This window comes from Porphyromonas sp. C0041D3 (assembly GCF_056590575.1).
On the sequence record NZ_JBWPWJ010000003.1, the window covers coordinates 204,477 to 220,461 of the forward strand.

The following is a 15,985-nucleotide window of genomic DNA, read 5'->3' on the forward strand; positions in this document are numbered from 1 at the left end:
TGATTGTTTAGTGTCAAACTTAATGTCCGGGTGACCGAGCCCGAGAGCCAGTCTCCCTTCGTGTAGGGCAAAGTTAGTGATAAATAGTGTGATTGCAAAATGTCCCCTCCCGATTTGGCGCAGTTTTTACCAAAAAAGACCAAGACCTTGACCGATACAATGTATCAGTCAAGGTCTGTAGATCACTTAGGTCACCGGTAGGGCTTAGCGAGCGGAAAACTCGTCCGAGACGCTCAGCTTGGCGCGCCCCTTAGCGCGACGTGCAGCCAGCACGCGACGACCGCCGGCAGATGCCATACGAGCGCGGAAGCCGTGCTTATTCTTTCTCTTGGTGACGTGAGGTTGGTATGTTCTCTTCATATCGCTATTAACTCATATGCTCCTCCCTTCCATCGGAGCCGATGGTCAAGATCGCAGATTATTGTATCCGAAAAGTGGTGCAAAGGTACTACTATTATTCCGCTAATGCAATGGGGATTACAGCTTTTCTCCCAGCGATCCCATTTGCTCGGCACTCGGATTTTCGATAAGTTTGAGCTCAAAAGAGCACTTTACACCACAAAAAACCAAGACTAACCATGAAAAAAGACCCGATGAAGAAAAACGGCCTCAAGGACGATCCCTCAAGCCGCAACGCCACCGTCCACCCCGGGCGGATGACCCGCGCAGGCGGAGTGCCTGTGCCTAATAACGATGACTCGCAGAGCGCCGGAGCGAGAGGTCCTCTCACGATGGAGGACCATTGGCTCTTTGAGAAGCATGCGCACTTCAATCGCGAGGTGATCCCCGAGCGGCGTATGCACGCCAAGGGCTGGGGCGCCTGGGGGACCTTCCGCGTCACCCACGACATCACTAAGTACACCAAGGCTAAGATCTTCAGTAAGGTCGGCAACGAGTGTCAGATGATCGCCCGCTTCTCCACCGTAGCAGGCGAGAGAGGCGCTGCCGATGCTGAGAGAGACATCCGAGGCTTCGCCGTACGCTTCTACACCGAGGAGGGCAATTGGGACATTGTGGGGAATAACACCCCGGTCTTCTTCTTCCGCGACCCGAAGCTCTTCATCGACCTCAATCATGCCGTCCACCGCGACCCGAAGAGCCACCTCCGGAGCCCTAATATCAATTGGGACTTTTGGAGCTCACTCCCTGAGTCTCTCCTCCAGGTGACGATCACGATGTCCGACCGAGGGATCCCCTCCAGCTTCCGCTTCATGCACGGCTTCAGCAGCCACACCTACAGCCTGATCAATGCGGACGACGAGCGGGTGTGGGTAAAGTTCCACTTCCGCAGCCAGCAGGGCATCCAAAACCTCACGGACCAGGAGGCGGAGAAGGTGGTCTCCAAGGACCGCGAGAGCAACGGCCGAGACCTGCAGGAGGCGATCAATGAGGGGCAGTACCCCCGCTGGAAAATGTACATCCAGGTGATGACCGAGGAGCAGGCGCGGGAGATGAAGAATAACCCCTTTGACCTCACGAAGATGTGGCCCAAGAAGGACTACCCCCTCATGGAGGTGGGTGAGTTTGAGCTCAATCGCAACCCTGAGAATTACTTCCAGGACATCGAGCAGCTCGCTATGGACCCCTCCAATCAGGTGCCCGGCATAGGCATCTCCCCCGACCGGATGCTGCAGTTCCGCACCTTTGCCTACGCCGATGCTCAGCGCTACCGGCTTGGGGTCAATTACCACCAGATACCGGTCAACTCCCCTCTCGGGGTCAAGGATCCCCACTCCTACCACCGCGACGGGCGTATGCGCGTCGATGGGAATAACGGTGGCGAGCTCCACTACTACCCCAATAGCTATGGCGACTGGGAGAGCAACCCCGAGGTGCAAAATCCTGCCCAGGAGGGCGGTCGCGTCGACTACTACGACTTCCGTGAGGACGACCACGACTACTTCACCCAGCCGGGACAGCTCTTCAGGGCGATGACGCCGGAGCAGCAGCTCGTCTTAGCGGAGAATACCGCACGCAATATGGGCGACTCCACGATGCAGATCAAGCACCGTCACATCCGCCACTGCTACCAGGCCGACCCGAAGTACGGGGAGATGGTGGCTGAGGCGCTCGGCATCGACATCTCCACCGTCGACACCTCCTCCAATGGCGAGACCTCCCGTGAGGACTGGCAGGCGGAGCGTGCCCGGGATAAGGAGCTCGACCACCCGACGAAGCCGGCAGAGCCCAAGAGCGCCGAGGATCTGCCCCCCGAGGGGAGAGACACCAATGTCGCCGACCCCACCACGCTGACCCCGTGGGAGGACGACCCCTACCTCCTCTGATAGGTACCCCCCTACTCCACTGAGCGTAAAGCCCTCTCTCCGACATCGGAGTGAGGGCTTTACCCTTTACGCCCTACGCGGTCACCATCCTAGGCAGAGAGCCATCGCCGGGGATCGATCTCACCTTAGGGGGAGGGGGAGAAAAAAAGGAAAGGGGCAGCACTTGATCATACTCAGGTGCTGCCCCTTTCCATTAGGATGTGCAATAGTCCTCTATCGCCTCATCACGCCTCTACCTCCTCGGGCTTATCCTCGGTCACGCGCTCGAGGCGACCCATGATGGCGAAGATGAAGACAGCGGCGATACCGCAGCAGGCGATCAGAATGATGAAGAAGGTGGGCATCGAGATCTTGTCCCAGAGGTTGCCCATCACGCCGACAAGCATATTGCCGACGGCGGTGGCGGCAAGCCATCCTCCCTGCATCAGACCGGAGTACTGAGGTGGAGCCACCTTGGAGACAAAGGAGAGACCCATCGGGCTGAGGAAGAGCTCGGCCACCGTCAGTGTCAGGTAAGTACCGATGAGCCACTCAGGTTGCACGAGGATCGGGCTGGTACCGCCATTAAGCGAGCCGGGGGCAGGCAGCTGATTGGTCAGGGCGCAGATCAGCATCACGAGGAAGCCGGCTCCCGCCATGATCATACCGATACCGATCTTGCGCGGAGCGCTTGGCTCCTTTCCCTTAGCGGCCAGTGCGGCAAAGATACCGACCGTGATAGGCGTCAGGAGGACGATGAAGAAGGGGTTGAATTGCTGGAAGATCTGAGGAGTGATATTCTGCATACCCTCGAGCGGCTTGATCTGTGTCAGGTAGACTGCCGCAAGACCGACGATACCGGCGACAAGCAGGCCGAGACCGAGCTTCTTATTCTTCTCCGATCCCAGGAGACCCATCGTCATGGAGTAGATACCGTACATAAAGACGATGAAGGCCACCAGCATACCGATATTGAAGAGACCGTAGGTGGTCGGGTCTACCTGACTCACCGTGTAGTCACGAGCGAAGAAGGTCAGCGTGAGGCCATTCTGGTGGAAGGCCATCCAGAAGAAGATCACCACGATAAAGACGAGGATGAGGGCAAACATACGCTCCCGGACCTCCTTCTTGGGCATTGGCTTCACCTTCTTTCCCTGCTCGGCGGCGTTACTCATCGCCTGCTTGGCGGTCACGTCAGCAAATTTCCAGGTCTTGCGTCCCAGGACGAAGATCAGGATCGAGATCACCAGCGAGATACAAGCGACGAAGAAGGCGTAGCTGTACGAGGTGGAGAGAGCGGTCTGGACATACTCGTAGCCAAAGTCGCGAGCAAAGCCCTTAGACTCCACGCCCTCCTCGAGGGTCACGAGATCAGCAGGCACCTCTGCCGCTGCGACGCGGTCGAGGATAGCCTGGCGGGCAGCCTGCTGCTCCGGCACGCGAGACTTAGCGAGGCGATAATCCTCGTCGGTCACCATCAGTGCGGGATCGGTGATCTTGCCGGTGACGGTGTACTGGTTGAGCCCGGCGAGCTTGAGATTAAACTCTGCCTCACGAGCATCCTCCTGGAAGAGGACACCCTCATCGGACTTCGCCTTCTTGATCGCCTTGCTCTGATCCTCAGCGGTCATCGTTGCCCAGTCGCCATGCTTATCCTGGACAGCCTGGATGAAGGAGGTCTCCTCGTCAGCAGAGAGGAGACGGTCGTTGAAGCGGTTGTAGTTGGCTGGGATGTCGGCGTTGTAGTAGGCGAAGTGGTGCTCCTTGAGGACATTATTCGTGATCGCCTGTCCCATACTGGGGGCGAAGAGGGAGCCGACGTTGATGAAGAGGTAGAAGATCGAGAAAGCGATGTCGCGGCCCTTCGCATACTTCGGGTCATCGTAGATCTTACCTACGAGAGCCTGGAGGTTTCCCTTGAAGAGTCCCGTACCGAGCGAGATCAGCAGGAGCGCTCCCAGCATGATGGCGAGACCCGCCTGACCGGCGCCGAAGGGCATACCGAGCAGCAGGTAACCACCAAACATGACGACCACTCCGATCAAGATCGTGCGACCGTAGCCGAGCCACTTATCTGCTACCACACCACCAAAGACGGGGAGGAAGTAGATCAGGGCGAGGAAGATCGAGTAGATCCAGCTCGTAGTAGCCGATGATAGTCCAAACTTTGCCTGCAAGTACAGGGTCAGGATGGCCAGCATTGTGTAGTAGCCGAAGCGCTCGCCCATGTTTGCCAAGGCGAGCACCAGCAGCCCTTTAGGATGACGTTGTGCCATGTGGTTAGTTGGTTTATAGGTTGTAAGTTGTTATAGTCTTATCTCTCCTCAGCCCGTCACGGACCGGCAGGAGGCTCTCCGTGAGATCAGGCGTGTGGAGACCCCTGATGGCAAAAATACCTTTTTTACCGTTAAGTACAAAGAAGCGACCGCCCTCCTCATCACCGAGAGGGGCGGTCGCCTCGTAGAGCGTTACTGCCGTCACGCGCAGAAGAGCAGCACCAGCAGCTGCGCCATCAGGATCCTCATAAACATCGCCAGAGGATAGACGGTCGCGTAGCCGATCAGCGGCTTATTGCGGGACGTGAGCGTCTGAGCATAGCCCAGCGCCGGCGGGTCGGTGGTCATACCGGCGATCATACCGGCGAGGGTGAAGTAGTCAAAGCGGTAGAACTTATGCCCGATAAATGCCACGACGACCAGCGGCAGGAGTGTGATCAGGAGCCCGTACCCGAGCCAAGCGTAGCCTCCCTGGGCGAGCGTTTCTATGAAGCCCTGACCGGCACCGAGACCGACGCAGGCGAGGAAGGCGCAGAGGCCGATCTCGCGGATCATCAGGTTGGCACTCGTAGTGGTGTAGGTCGGCAGGCCAAACTCTGCACCCCAGCGGCCGACGATGATGGCCACGATCAGTGGACCACCGGCGAGACCCAGCTTGAGCGGGGCGGAGAGTCCGGGGATCACGATCGGCAGCATGCCGAGGATGATACCGAGGATCAGCCCGAGGAAGATGGCAAAGAGATTGGGCTTATTGAGCGCCTTGGAGGAGTCCCCGAAGGAGTGTGCCGCAGCGCTGACACTCTTCTCTCCGCCGACGCAGAGGAGCTTATCGCCCTGCTGCAGCTTCAGGTAAGGGACGGCCACCAGCTTCACGCCGGCGCGATCGACGCGCGTCACGCTGACGTTGAAGTGCTCCCTCAGCTTCAGGTCCTTGAGCGTCTTACCATTGAGCTTACTATCCGAGAGCAGCACCCAGCGGGCGATCACGTCCTGAGACTTCTCCACCCAGGTCACGTGATCCGATGTGTCGAGCTTACCGACAGCCGAGATGATATCCTGCTCGTTGGTCGTATTGAGGATCACAAAGAGCTTGTCTCCCTCCTCAAATCGTGTCAGACCATTCACGAGGACAGTCTCGCCGGTATCCTTCTTCAGCACACGAGAGACGACGAAGCCGGTGTCCGGCACCAGCTTCTTCAGCTCCACGACCGTCTTCCCAAATAGCTCCGGATTGGTCACTTCGACAGAGACACCCTCCGTCTCGCTGGTCTCCGCGTCAGACTGTGCGGTAAGCCGCTTCTCCAGCTCATCGGTATTAATCTTGGCCACCACCTTCGTCATCACGATAGTCATGATGATGCCGACCACGGCGAGCGGATAGGCGACGGCGTAGCCCTGAGCGATCGACTGATCAGCGACACCGGTGATGTCCTGATAGGTCTGCTGGGCAGCGGCAAGTCCCGGGGTATTGGTCACCGCACCACTCATCACACCCACCAGCGTCTGCATCGGGATGTCGGTGATGTAGAAGAGTGCCACCGTCACCACCGCTGCCAGCGAGGCACCGATGGCGGCGAGGACATTCAGCTTGGCGCCCTTAGACTTGAGGTTTGAGAAGAAGCTGGGCCCCACCTCCAGACCGATGGAGTAGACGAAGATCGCCAGTCCAAAGTCCTTGAAGAAGCTATTGATCATTGGATCGATGGAGAGCCCCAGCTGACCGAAGAGGATGCCGACGAAGAGGATAAACGCGGTGCCGAGGGAGATGCCCCAGAACTTTATCCTCCCCAGCAGCAGCCCCACGGCGATCGTGAGGGACAGGACGACGATCGCCTGTGCGACGCCGTGCTGCAGAAAGAGATTGGTTAGCCAGTCCATAAATAATAGAGAAGAGCGAGACCCCATCCGCCAAGCAGACTAAGCCTCACCGATAAATTATTTCAAAAACAAAGCAAAGATAATAAAATAACACGACCCTGCCCCCTCACCTGCGGCGTGCCACCTCACCTCACGGCGCGCTACCTTGTCGGACGAGTCGGGCGGGGTCGAGGGGGCTAAAATCTAATACCGATATTAGTGTCCTCTAATACCGATATTAGGCTTCTCTAATATCGGTATTAGAGTTGCCTCAGAGCGCTTAGAGATGTCGAGGCTGGGGGACAGGTCATTACGCAAGAGACCTGGAGTGGATGGGTGGAGCGGGCAGCCTTTTGGCAAAAAGAGGTACATTTACCACCGAGTAAGGATAGTAAGCCATGACCGGACCCGATAGCCTCATACCGCTAAGTGCTTGCCCTCAGGAGGTGAGGCGGAGCGGAGGGGAACTTCGATCGAGGCGTATACCGGCGCGGCTACCTGTCACAGACTACCAGCGAGAGATAAGAGTCCACAGCATGAGACGATCGAGACGGCGGGGAGAGAGGATCCGGCAGGAGCCACATACGGTGCGGGTGACGGTGCTCTTCTCCGAGAGCCAGATGGAGATCATCGAGCGGTACCTCAGGCGCCATCCCTGTCGGTCAAGGGCCGACTTCGTGCGACGATGCGTCATGGAGCGGATCGTGGGCGATGCGACGAAGCACCGCCCTACTCTCTTCGACAACGGTGAGGAGGAGCAGCGCCGGTAGAGGCCTTCGTCTCCTCCTGCTGGTTGGGCTGACCTGCCTATGCATGCGGGTAGTCGCTCAGGAGAGCCTCTCCTCGGAGGCTATCCTAGCGCTCATCGAGGACGATGAGGCGCGCGAGAGGGCGGCCGAGGAGCTGGAGCGGCTGGAGCTTCATCCGCTGGACCTCAATACCGCCACGGCGGACGAGCTGGCGCGCGTCCCGCTCTTGGACCCATTCTTTATCCGAAACTTTCTCCTCTACCGCTCACAGAGCGGGCGGCTAAGTTCGGTCTACGACCTCAAGGAGGTGCAGGGCGCCGAGCTTCGTCTCCTCTCCCTGCTCTATCCTTACCTCACGGTGGGTGCTGTGGACAACCGCCCTCCCCGACCTCGGCGAGAGCATGCGGTGGGATCGCTCTACAGGGAGGGGTCCGCCTCGCTGCTGATCCGCTCCGTGGGGGACAATGGGAAGCACCTCGACTGGGCATTAGTGGGGGAGACGGACCGGGGAGAGCCCTTCCGCCCGGTCCGCGAGGGATGGATGGACCACCTCAGTGGCACGATTCGGTACCGGGACCAGAGGAGAGCCATTCTCCTCGGTGACTTTCGCCTCACGACGGGTCGCGGACTGCTGATGGGGCAGGGACGCTCCTTCTTCTCCTCCTCGATCTACGGGACCGGCATCCCGGATCGGGTGACGCGCGACCTGCGTCCCCACCGGTCGGCGAGAGAGTACGACTACCTGCGAGGGCTGGCCGTGGCGCAGGGCCTCGGTCCGATGCAACTGGTGCTCCTCGGCGGGTACGAGCCGATCGATGCACGGATAGAGGGGCAGAGACTTCAGACACTCTACAGGACCGGGCTTCACCGCGACGCCCCCACCCTCCGCCACCGCCATACGGCGCGACGGGAGATGGTCGGGGGCTACCTATCGTACGAGAGCGACAGCGCCCACATCGGCGCCACCGGGCTGATCTACCGCCACCGCTCCCGCTCGGGGACTCTGCTCCTACCCCCGGCACGCTATCCCGCATCGCGGGTGCTGAGGGAGGGATCGATCGACGGCTACTGGATGGGGGAGAGGGTGATCGCCTCGGGAGAGGTGACCCTGGCACCGGGAGAGCGGCAAGCCGCTGAGGGAAGCCTCTCCTACATGGACGAGATGCTGGGGGCGCTCACCCTCTCGGGTCGCTACTTCGGCCGGGAGCGCTACTCCCCCTACGGCACGGGAGACGGGCACTACTCAACGGGGCGGGACGAGCGGGGGTATCGGCTACAGTGGAGCGGCGAGGTGGCACGATACGTCACCGGTACGGTGGTGGTCGACCGCTTTCGTCGTACTGCCGCCAGCTCGCCCTCCGGGACGATGCTCATGGCGAGAGTGGGCAAGAGCGACTACCACGGCTCCTCTCTCCTGACGCTCCGGTGGCTTGGTGTGCCGGATAAGCCCCGTCAGTGGACGATCCGGTACAGCAGCGACTATAAGCATGGGGCGAGGTGGATCACGCGACAGGAGGTTCGGCTGCTCCACACCGAGGGAGAGGGTCTCGGAGGCGGCGTGATGGGGAGGGTGCGCTACGACGATGGGACGTCTATGCTGGCAGAGGGCGAGGTGAGACTCTTCCGGCTCACAGTGGGGCAGGTGATGCACAGCACCCTGCTCTGGATGCCCTACCTCTATGGCGGGACGATGCTGCGTGGGCAGGGAGTGCAGCTGACCGGACGACTCCGGTGGCATCTCGGCAGACGCGTCGCGCTCCACAGTCGCATCGCCCTCACCCGCACCTCCGACCGTCCCCTCACCACCGACCTCGCCCTTGCCCTCACCTACAGGCTGTAGTTTTCCCCTTTTTTCTCTCCAAAAACTTGGGCAGAAGGAGCAGGTACGACTGTCGGGGAGACGGAGCGGTATGTGCAAATTGGGTACTTTTGCAGTCACAAAAGGATCAGATCATGGACGACTATAAGAATATACGCATCAGCGACTACAGCTACCCTCTGCCCGAGGAGCGCATCGCGAAGTACCCCCTCAGGGAGAGGGATCACTCCAAGCTACTCCACCTCAGTCCCGAGGGGACGATCAGCGAGCACCACTTCTACGACCTGCCGAGCCTGCTCTCACCGGAGGACCTGATGGTGATGAATGACACGCGCGTGATCAATGCCCGCGTCGTCTTCCACCGCTCCACCGGCGCACGCATCGAGGTCTTCTGCCTCGATCCCTACGAGCCGAAACTCTATGAGGAGTCCTTTGCCTCGCACCACAGCGTCACCTGGCACTGCATGATCGGTAATGCATCGAAGTGGAAGGAGGAGCGTCTCACGCGACCGATCTCGGGCGGCACGCTCTCCGTGGAGCGGGTGGGCGATGGACTGGTTCGCTTCTCGTGGGATACCGATGGCTCCTTTGCCGACATCCTCGAGGAGGTGGGCGAGCTGCCGATACCGCCTTACCTCAATCGCGACACCGAGGCCTCCGACCTCGTCACCTATCAGACCGTCTACGCACGGATCGAGGGGAGTGTCGCCGCTCCGACCGCCGGGCTGCACTTCACCGACCGGGTGCTACGGGAGCTGGAGGAGCGAGGGATCCGTCAGACGCGCGTGACGCTGCATGTGGGAGCGGGGACCTTTGCCCCCGTCAAGAGCAGCACCATGGGCGGTCACGAGATGCACAAGGAGGTGATCAAGGTGCCGGTGGAGGCACTCCGGACCATCGCCGAGCAGAAGCGGGCAGGGCGAAAGATCGTCTCCGTGGGCACCACCTCCACCCGCACGCTGGAGAGCCTATACTATATGGGGATCAACGTCCTGGAGGGTGTGGAGGAGCCGCTCCACGTCGGTCAGTGGATGCCCTACGAGCGGACCTATGAGGTGTCGGTGCCGGAGGCACTCGATGCGCTGATCGACTATCTGGAGCGAAGTGGGAGCCCGGCACTGATCGGCGACACGCAGATCATCATCGAGCCAGGCTTCAGCTACCGCCTGGTGGACAAGCTGATCACAAACTTCCACCAGCCGGTCTCGACGCTGATGCTCCTCGTGGCGGCCTTTGTCGGCGAGGAGTGGCGCGAGATCTACCGCTTTGCGCTTGACCACGACTTCCGCTTCCTCTCCTATGGGGACAGTAACCTCTTAGAGAAACCGCTCGCAAAGTAGTCCACCTATGTCGTCTGCCTCCGGTCGCTCCCTCGATCGCCGCATACTGAGGCTCGCCCTCCCCAATATTGTCTCCAATCTCACCGTGCCCCTCCTCGGGCTGGTGGATATGGGGCTGACGGGTCACCTGGAGGATGCGGCGCCGATCGCTGGCATATCGATAGCGACGACGCTCTTCAACCTCATCTACTGGGTCTTCTCCTTCCTCCGTATGGGGACCTCCGGTCTCACGGCACAGGCCTACGGGAGCCGCAGCCGGGAGCGCATGGGACGGACGCTGGCGCAGTCATTCCTCATAGGACTGGTCGGCGGACTACTGATCATCCTCCTGCAGACGCCCCTCTCGCGGATGATCCTCTCCGTGCTCGCTCCGGAGGCGGAGGTGGAGCGGTATGCGCTGATCTACTTCGCCATCGTGGTGATGGGGGCGCCAGCGATACTGACGACGAATGCGATGAATGGGTGGTTCATCGGGATGCAAAACAGCTGGTACCCGATGGCGGTCAGCATCATCACCAACCTCGTCAATATCGGGCTCTCGGCCTTCCTCGTGCTGAGCGAGGGGCGGGGGATAGAGGGCATCGCTATCGGTACTCTGGTAGCGCAGTGGCTCGGGATGCTCTTGCTCGCCGGCGGTGTCCTGCTGCTCTATGTGCGGAGGGGAAAGGTGACGCTGCCACACCGGCTGAGCGCCCTCGGGGAGGAGCTGGGGCGGTACTTCTCGACGAATGTCCACATATTTTTCCGCACCCTGCTGATGGCGTGCGTGAGCGTCTACTTTGTCTACGCCGGGACGCGTATGGGGACGCTGACCCTGGCGGGGAATGCGCTGCTGTACCAGTTCTTCACCCTTTTCTCCTACTTCATCGACGGCTTTGCCAATGCGGGCGAGGCGATCGTGGGAGACGCCTATGGGCAGCGGTCTCGGGAGGCAGTGCGCACAGCGGTGCGGCGACTGCTCGGCTGGGGGATCGGGCTCGGGCTGATCGTCACAGCGATCTATGCCATCGCGGGAGCGGAGCTGCTGGCACTCCTGACCGACCGGGAGGAGGTGCTGCAGCAGGCGCTCCTGTATCTGCCCTACGTGGTGGTGATCCCGCTGGCGGGCTGCATCGGCTTCGTGATGGACGGTGTCTTCATCGGCATGACGGCGACGCGGGAGATGATGTGGAGTATGCTGGTGGCGGTGGTGCTCTTCTTTGTGGTAGACTTCGGCCTGCCGCTTGAGGACGGAAATGCGCGGCTCATGACTGCCTTCCTCCTCTACCTCGCAGCGCGGGGCTTTGTCCAGCTACTCATCGGGCTTCGGCTGGAGGGGCTGGGAGTGCCCTTTTCGCATCACTATATCATCCTTGCCGGGACGACCTATGATGAGGATCGGGCAAGGTCTCTACGGGAGCTGATCCTCGCGGCGCTCCCCGGGGCGCGACTGACAGAGGCGATGACGTCGGAGGATGCCAAGGGTAGCGGACGGCTCTACCGAAATGCGCTACTGATCCTCGACACTCGGGAGGAGCCGGACGTGCTCGCCCGGCGGATGAAAGAGCTGGAGGAGAGAGCGGGGCGCGTCCGCACCCCGGGCGGAGAGGTGGCACTCGACCTCGATGTCGTCCTCTGCGACGACCAGGTCCTCCGCCCCGCCGACTACGCCGCCCCTTACTTCCAGTCCCTCTACCGCCGGCTCAATACGGACATGTAATGGAAAAAGGTCCTCGCAGTACACACAGCACTGCGAGGACCTTTTTTATTCCTTCCGGTGTCGAGCGAACTTACTGGCGGGGACGGGAGTCGACCTTGAGGATGGCGCCGGTGGCGTGGTCAAAGCGGACGGAGGTCTCCATCCGCTTGTCGGTGAAGAGTCCGCCCTCAAGCGCCTCGAGCGAACCGAGCTGCGCTATCGGGAAGCTGCCGCCGGCGATGCGGTTGCCACGGTAGAGGAGTCGGACGTCAGCAGAGCCGGGGACGACGTAGACGACGCCCTTGCGGAGCTGCTTCTCCTTCTTCTTCTGGTCCCGCTCTGCGAGCTCCGGTGCGCGCTCGGTGATCTTCGTATCCAGATAGATCGGTTCGCCTCTCAGGTCATCAGATGAGAGGAGTCCCTCCCGCTCCGAGAAGCGTAGTGCCACCTGCTGCCCCTCCACCACATCGAGTGGTCGGATGAGCCGGACGTAGGTGATGGTATCTGTCGTGCCGATGAAGCGCTCCGTGAGGCTTCGCTCAGCGGCATCCAGCCCCTGCACGGCGATACGGAGTGCCTGACCGTCCGCGAAGGGCTGGTCAGTCTCACCGGATAGCACCGCCGTGCGGCTGTCCCGGAGACGATAAATCTCCTGTGCCGCGATCTCAGCACGCTTGGAGGTGGTGGTGGCGCGGATGTAGTCCGAGGGGAGGCTCTTCAGGTCACCGAAGTCCTTATCATGGACCGCCTCGATCGTTTTCTCGACCGGCAGGGAGGGAAGCTCAATGGTAGAGTCGACATTGACCGCCACAAGCCGACCATCCTCCGTCAGGGCGACATTTGCAGCGCTGCTATTGCGGTGCATCTCCACGGCAAATCTCAGTGAGTCGCTCGGCACGCCATAGCTCCCGAGGTCGACACTCACCAACTGATAGGAGGTGGAGGGCTCCAGGATCGCATCCCGCACGCCGAGGTAGCGATCGGCGTAGAGCGCCAGCTCGCCCGGCTGCCGCACCACCTTCCGGTAGGTAACGGTCGCATAGAGGTGCGTCTCCGGCAGGGCATAGACGACGCTATTGTCCGGCAGGGTGGAGACATTATACTGCTGCACACGCACCTGAGCCGTGGCAGTACAGGCGGTCAGGAGGAGTGCGGCGAGGGATAGGAAGGATGATCTCATAAGCTTTTGTCTCATTTCGACAAAGATAACCAATTCGATCAAGAGCCTAAAGCTGCAGCCCAGCGACTAAGACAGGCACCGGCACCGCTCCGTCCAGCGTGTAAAGTATCTCCGTGCTGTAGGCGTAAGCGCCCCGGTAGAGGTGCTTCCCATCCCACGTGTAGAGGATACTCGTGCTGTAGGCATAAGCGCCCTGGTAGAGATGCTCCCCATCCCATGTGTAGAGGATCTCGGTGCTGTACGGGTACGCGCCCTGGTAGAGGTGCTTCCCGTCCCAGGTGCAGAGGATCTCGGTGCTGTAGGCATAAGCACCCCGGTAGAGGTGCTTCCCGTCCCACGTGTAGAGGATCTCGGTGCTGTAGGCGTAAGCTCCCTGATAGAGATGCTTTCCATCCCAGGTGTAGAGGATCTCGGTGCTGTACGGGTACGCGCCCTGGTAGATGTGGACTTGTGACATGGCGATGAGTGATGTGAGTAAAAAGAGGGTAGCCAAAAGCCCTCTAGCGAAAGTCTGACGCATAGTGAATGGTAGCTCAAGTGGTTTTCGGTTCTACGCAAATATAGCCAAAGTCCTCAGCAACAAGCCCCAGGTCGACGTGGGGAGATGCATTTGAGGGGTACTAAGTGATACAGAAAGCCCCTCAGCTCACTGTGAAGATGCGGATGCGAAGCGCCCTTTGCGGTACGACCCATCAGCCTATCGAAGTGCGCGCCTAAGAGTCTTCTCCTACAGCTCGAGATACCCGATAGAGGATGTAGAATGCGCGTAGCGGGAGTAGCAGAGGCTGCCCCCATCACCCCAAGCCACGATCACCTCACTTATCCGGAAGCGTCAGCGGTGCAAATATAGCACCCCGGCGAGAGGAGTTGTCTCTCCGTGTCTCTTCCTGCCTCTTCTTGACCAAAAATGCGTCTTCCGCGGTCATCGCCACCTCGTGTCTTGATGTACGATGATGCCTCTGAAGCTCCGCCCCCTGCTGGACCGGTAGGTAGGAGCATCACGAGGTCCACCGGTCAGCGGGATCGCACCTGGTATGGGTGATCGCTACTTAGCTGTAGCGCTCAAGTGCGTCAGCCCTGGGAGGGCGCTTCCGTGCGCAGGAGAGGTCTACCGGACTGTAATCAAGTACGAGGCTATGCCCACGAGCGCAGCCATCAGTAAGACAGCGAGGAGAACTGATCCAAGGGAGAGCGCCCAGCCCTGCTTTTTACCTAAGAAAAAGTAGACCGGGCCGACGATCACGATGGGCAGAATGGTGGTGATCAGGTCCACGAGGGCACTCTGATCCATCAGGTAGCGACTCACCAGCATCAGCAACACCGCCGAGGCGAGTATGACGACGAAGGGCGTCGGGTGGGATGACAGTCTTAGGGCTTTATGTCTTGACATAGAGGGTATAAAAACAAAAGGTCAGGGTTTTAGGCATCCTATCGGTACCACGATTACATCGTCTGCGTCACTGAGCGGGTAGGCGTAGCTACCCACTGCCGTAAGGATCATTTTGAAAGACGGCGCACTCATCTTATCCGTATCAATCTTCTCCGCCAGCTTGGTGAGCGTACTCACTCCCTCTTGGATCAGCTTGTCGCCTCCCAGCTTGATCTCGACCAGTCCGTAGGATCCGTTGCGGAGGTGTATGACAGCGTCGCACTCAAGGTCGTTCTTGTCCCGATAGTGGAAGACTTTCCCGTCCAAAGACTCAGCATAGACCCTGAGGTCTCTCACACAGAGGGTCTCGAAGAGTAAGCCCATCGTATTGGGATCCTTGACGAGATCGCCCGGACCGATGCCGATGGCTCCTGCTGCGATAGAGGGGTCCACGAAGTAGCGGGTGTCTGAGCTTCGGATAGCGGTCTTACTGCGGAGGTTGGGATTCCACGCCTCGACATCCTCTATGAGGAATATCTTGCGTAGTGCCTCAATGTAGTCCGAGACAGTCTTGTCACTCACCTCGTAGTTGCCACCGGCGGTGATGTCCGCCATTATGGTGCCGAGCGTAGCCTGACTTCCCTGATGACGTGCGTAGGAGCGTAGCAGCCTCCTTGTCGTCTCACTATTTCGCTGTACACCATCCACCCGAGAGAGATCGCTCTCCGCAACGCTGTCCACATAGTCCTTAGCCTGATCCAGAGATATATCCTTATCCATATCCACTGCCCTGGGCCAGCCACCACGGCAGATGAGATAAGCGATGTCGCCAAGGTTATACTCAGAGAATCCCCGCACCTGCCTCTCCCCATCAAATAGTGCCCTCAGGCTTACCTCTCCCGTAGAGTCGCCACTCTCCCAGAGGCTCATGGGGCGCATAGTCAGTCGGGCAAAGCGCCCGGTCCCACTATGGTCTATCTTGCTTACATCAGCGGGCACAGCACTTCCTGTGAGGATAAATTGCCCCGGCGCCTCACGATGGTCCACCTCATACCTGATTGCATCCCATAGCTGAGGAGCCAATTGCCACTCATCAATAAGGTGCGGCGTGTCTCCCTCAAGCAACTGCTCTATCCCTATCTCCGCTAAGCGAAGGTAGGTGGACTTCAGCTTCGGGTCGTCCATATAGATGACGCTCTTGGCAACCTGCTCGGCAGTTGTTGTCTTACCACACCATTTCGCTCCTCTGATCAGGACAGCCCCTTTGCCTCTCAGCTTTCTCTCCAGCAATTGGTCTGCAATCCTCGCTCTGTATTCCATAACCGTAAGTCGTTAGTAATGTGTGTACAAAGGTACGATAATTTGGCCCGTTTCCACTTTTGGCTGGTTTTCGTTTCCACTTTTGGCCGGTTTTCATTTCCGACTTTGGCCGATTTTCGTTTCCACTTTTGGC

13 protein-coding genes are annotated in these 15,985 nt (G+C 59.6%); 5 read left to right on the top strand and 8 right to left on the bottom strand.

The genetic code is table 11. The features are described 5' to 3' along the window. Positions 1 to 204: 204 nt before the first annotated feature. On the bottom strand, positions 205 to 360 hold the full coding sequence (rpmH, locus tag AC1EKE_RS03360; RefSeq protein ID WP_083289720.1) for a 50S ribosomal protein L34: 156 nt from the start codon (positions 358 to 360) through the stop codon (positions 205 to 207). A 233-nt stretch (positions 361 to 593) separates the two neighbouring features. Here rpmH and AC1EKE_RS03365 point away from each other — a divergent pair, with 233 nt between their 5' ends. Continuing rightward, positions 594 to 2,285: a catalase gene (locus AC1EKE_RS03365; protein ID WP_480308265.1), complete on the top strand. Its 1,692-nt coding sequence runs from the start codon at positions 594 to 596 to the stop codon at positions 2,283 to 2,285. Between the two features lie 224 nt (positions 2,286 to 2,509). Here AC1EKE_RS03365 and AC1EKE_RS03370 read toward each other — a convergent pair whose 3' ends face one another. Genes AC1EKE_RS03370 through AC1EKE_RS03380 form a run of 3 tightly spaced genes read right to left on the bottom strand, consistent with a single transcriptional unit; the run spans position 2,510 to position 6,418 of the window. Further along, positions 2,510 to 4,540: a peptide MFS transporter gene (locus tag AC1EKE_RS03370; RefSeq protein WP_480308194.1), complete on the bottom strand. Its 2,031-nt coding sequence runs from the start codon at positions 4,538 to 4,540 to the stop codon at positions 2,510 to 2,512. Positions 4,541 to 4,553: 13 nt separating this feature from the next. Then, a complete protein-coding gene (locus tag AC1EKE_RS03375; protein ID WP_480308196.1) occupies positions 4,554 to 4,745 on the bottom strand; it encodes a hypothetical protein in 192 nt (63 codons plus the stop codon). Continuing rightward, on the bottom strand, positions 4,742 to 6,418 hold the full coding sequence (locus tag AC1EKE_RS03380) for a putative transporter (RefSeq protein WP_480308197.1): 1,677 nt from the start codon (positions 6,416 to 6,418) through the stop codon (positions 4,742 to 4,744). The genes AC1EKE_RS03375 and AC1EKE_RS03380 overlap by 4 nt, the downstream gene beginning before the upstream one ends. Positions 6,419 to 6,933: 515 nt before the next feature. Here AC1EKE_RS03380 and AC1EKE_RS03385 point away from each other — a divergent pair. The 4 genes from AC1EKE_RS03385 (at position 6,934) to AC1EKE_RS03400 (ending at position 12,004) form a co-directional block, all read left to right on the top strand. Continuing rightward, complete coding sequence (locus AC1EKE_RS03385) at positions 6,934 to 7,167, top strand: hypothetical protein (RefSeq protein ID WP_480308199.1); 234 nt, start codon at positions 6,934 to 6,936, stop codon at positions 7,165 to 7,167. Beyond that, entirely contained in the window at positions 7,109 to 8,986 is a 1,878-nt protein-coding gene (locus AC1EKE_RS03390; RefSeq protein WP_480308200.1) for a ComEA family DNA-binding protein, read from the top strand. Before AC1EKE_RS03385 ends, AC1EKE_RS03390 begins: the two co-directional genes overlap by 59 nt. A gap of 113 nt (positions 8,987 to 9,099) precedes the next feature. Then, positions 9,100 to 10,305: an S-adenosylmethionine:tRNA ribosyltransferase-isomerase gene (locus AC1EKE_RS03395; RefSeq protein ID WP_480308202.1), complete on the top strand. Its 1,206-nt coding sequence runs from the start codon at positions 9,100 to 9,102 to the stop codon at positions 10,303 to 10,305. A 7-nt stretch (positions 10,306 to 10,312) separates the two neighbouring features. Continuing rightward, positions 10,313 to 12,004 (top strand): MATE family efflux transporter, encoded by a 1,692-nt coding sequence (locus AC1EKE_RS03400; protein WP_480308203.1) that lies wholly within the window; start codon positions 10,313 to 10,315, stop codon positions 12,002 to 12,004. Positions 12,005 to 12,074: 70 nt separating this feature from the next. On the opposite strand, the gene AC1EKE_RS03405 is transcribed toward AC1EKE_RS03400, so the two are convergent. From AC1EKE_RS03405 to AC1EKE_RS03420, 4 genes are all read right to left on the bottom strand, one after another. Beyond that, a complete protein-coding gene (locus AC1EKE_RS03405; protein ID WP_480308204.1) occupies positions 12,075 to 13,163 on the bottom strand; it encodes a DUF4831 family protein in 1,089 nt (362 codons plus the stop codon). A gap of 46 nt (positions 13,164 to 13,209) precedes the next feature. Next, positions 13,210 to 13,620, bottom strand: coding sequence for a hypothetical protein (locus AC1EKE_RS03410; protein WP_480308205.1), 411 nt, complete (start codon positions 13,618 to 13,620; stop codon positions 13,210 to 13,212). A gap of 651 nt (positions 13,621 to 14,271) precedes the next feature. Continuing rightward, entirely contained in the window at positions 14,272 to 14,553 is a 282-nt protein-coding gene (locus AC1EKE_RS03415) for a hypothetical protein (protein WP_480308207.1), read from the bottom strand. 21 nt (positions 14,554 to 14,574) lie between these two features. Next, a complete protein-coding gene (locus tag AC1EKE_RS03420) occupies positions 14,575 to 15,852 on the bottom strand; it encodes an ATP-binding protein (RefSeq protein ID WP_480308209.1) in 1,278 nt (425 codons plus the stop codon). Positions 15,853 to 15,985 lie beyond the last annotated feature (133 nt).

Coding starts and splice junctions, on each gene's coding strand:
- AC1EKE_RS03405 (WP_480308204.1), bottom strand. CDS start 13,163: ATGAGATCATCCTTCCTATCCCTCGCCGCACTCCTCCTGACCGCCTGT.
- rpmH (WP_083289720.1), bottom strand. CDS start 360: ATGAAGAGAACATACCAACCTCACGTCACCAAGAGAAAGAATAAGCAC.
- AC1EKE_RS03420 (WP_480308209.1), bottom strand. CDS start 15,852: ATGGAATACAGAGCGAGGATTGCAGACCAATTGCTGGAGAGAAAGCTG.
- AC1EKE_RS03395 (WP_480308202.1), top strand. CDS start 9,100: ATGGACGACTATAAGAATATACGCATCAGCGACTACAGCTACCCTCTG.
- AC1EKE_RS03390 (WP_480308200.1), top strand. CDS start 7,109: ATGCGACGAAGCACCGCCCTACTCTCTTCGACAACGGTGAGGAGGAGC.
- AC1EKE_RS03400 (WP_480308203.1), top strand. CDS start 10,313: ATGTCGTCTGCCTCCGGTCGCTCCCTCGATCGCCGCATACTGAGGCTC.
- AC1EKE_RS03410 (WP_480308205.1), bottom strand. CDS start 13,620: ATGTCACAAGTCCACATCTACCAGGGCGCGTACCCGTACAGCACCGAG.
- AC1EKE_RS03385 (WP_480308199.1), top strand. CDS start 6,934: ATGAGACGATCGAGACGGCGGGGAGAGAGGATCCGGCAGGAGCCACAT.
- AC1EKE_RS03380 (WP_480308197.1), bottom strand. CDS start 6,418: ATGGACTGGCTAACCAATCTCTTTCTGCAGCACGGCGTCGCACAGGCG.
- AC1EKE_RS03415 (WP_480308207.1), bottom strand. CDS start 14,553: ATGTCAAGACATAAAGCCCTAAGACTGTCATCCCACCCGACGCCCTTC.
- AC1EKE_RS03365 (WP_480308265.1), top strand. CDS start 594: ATGAAGAAAAACGGCCTCAAGGACGATCCCTCAAGCCGCAACGCCACC.
- AC1EKE_RS03370 (WP_480308194.1), bottom strand. CDS start 4,540: ATGGCACAACGTCATCCTAAAGGGCTGCTGGTGCTCGCCTTGGCAAAC.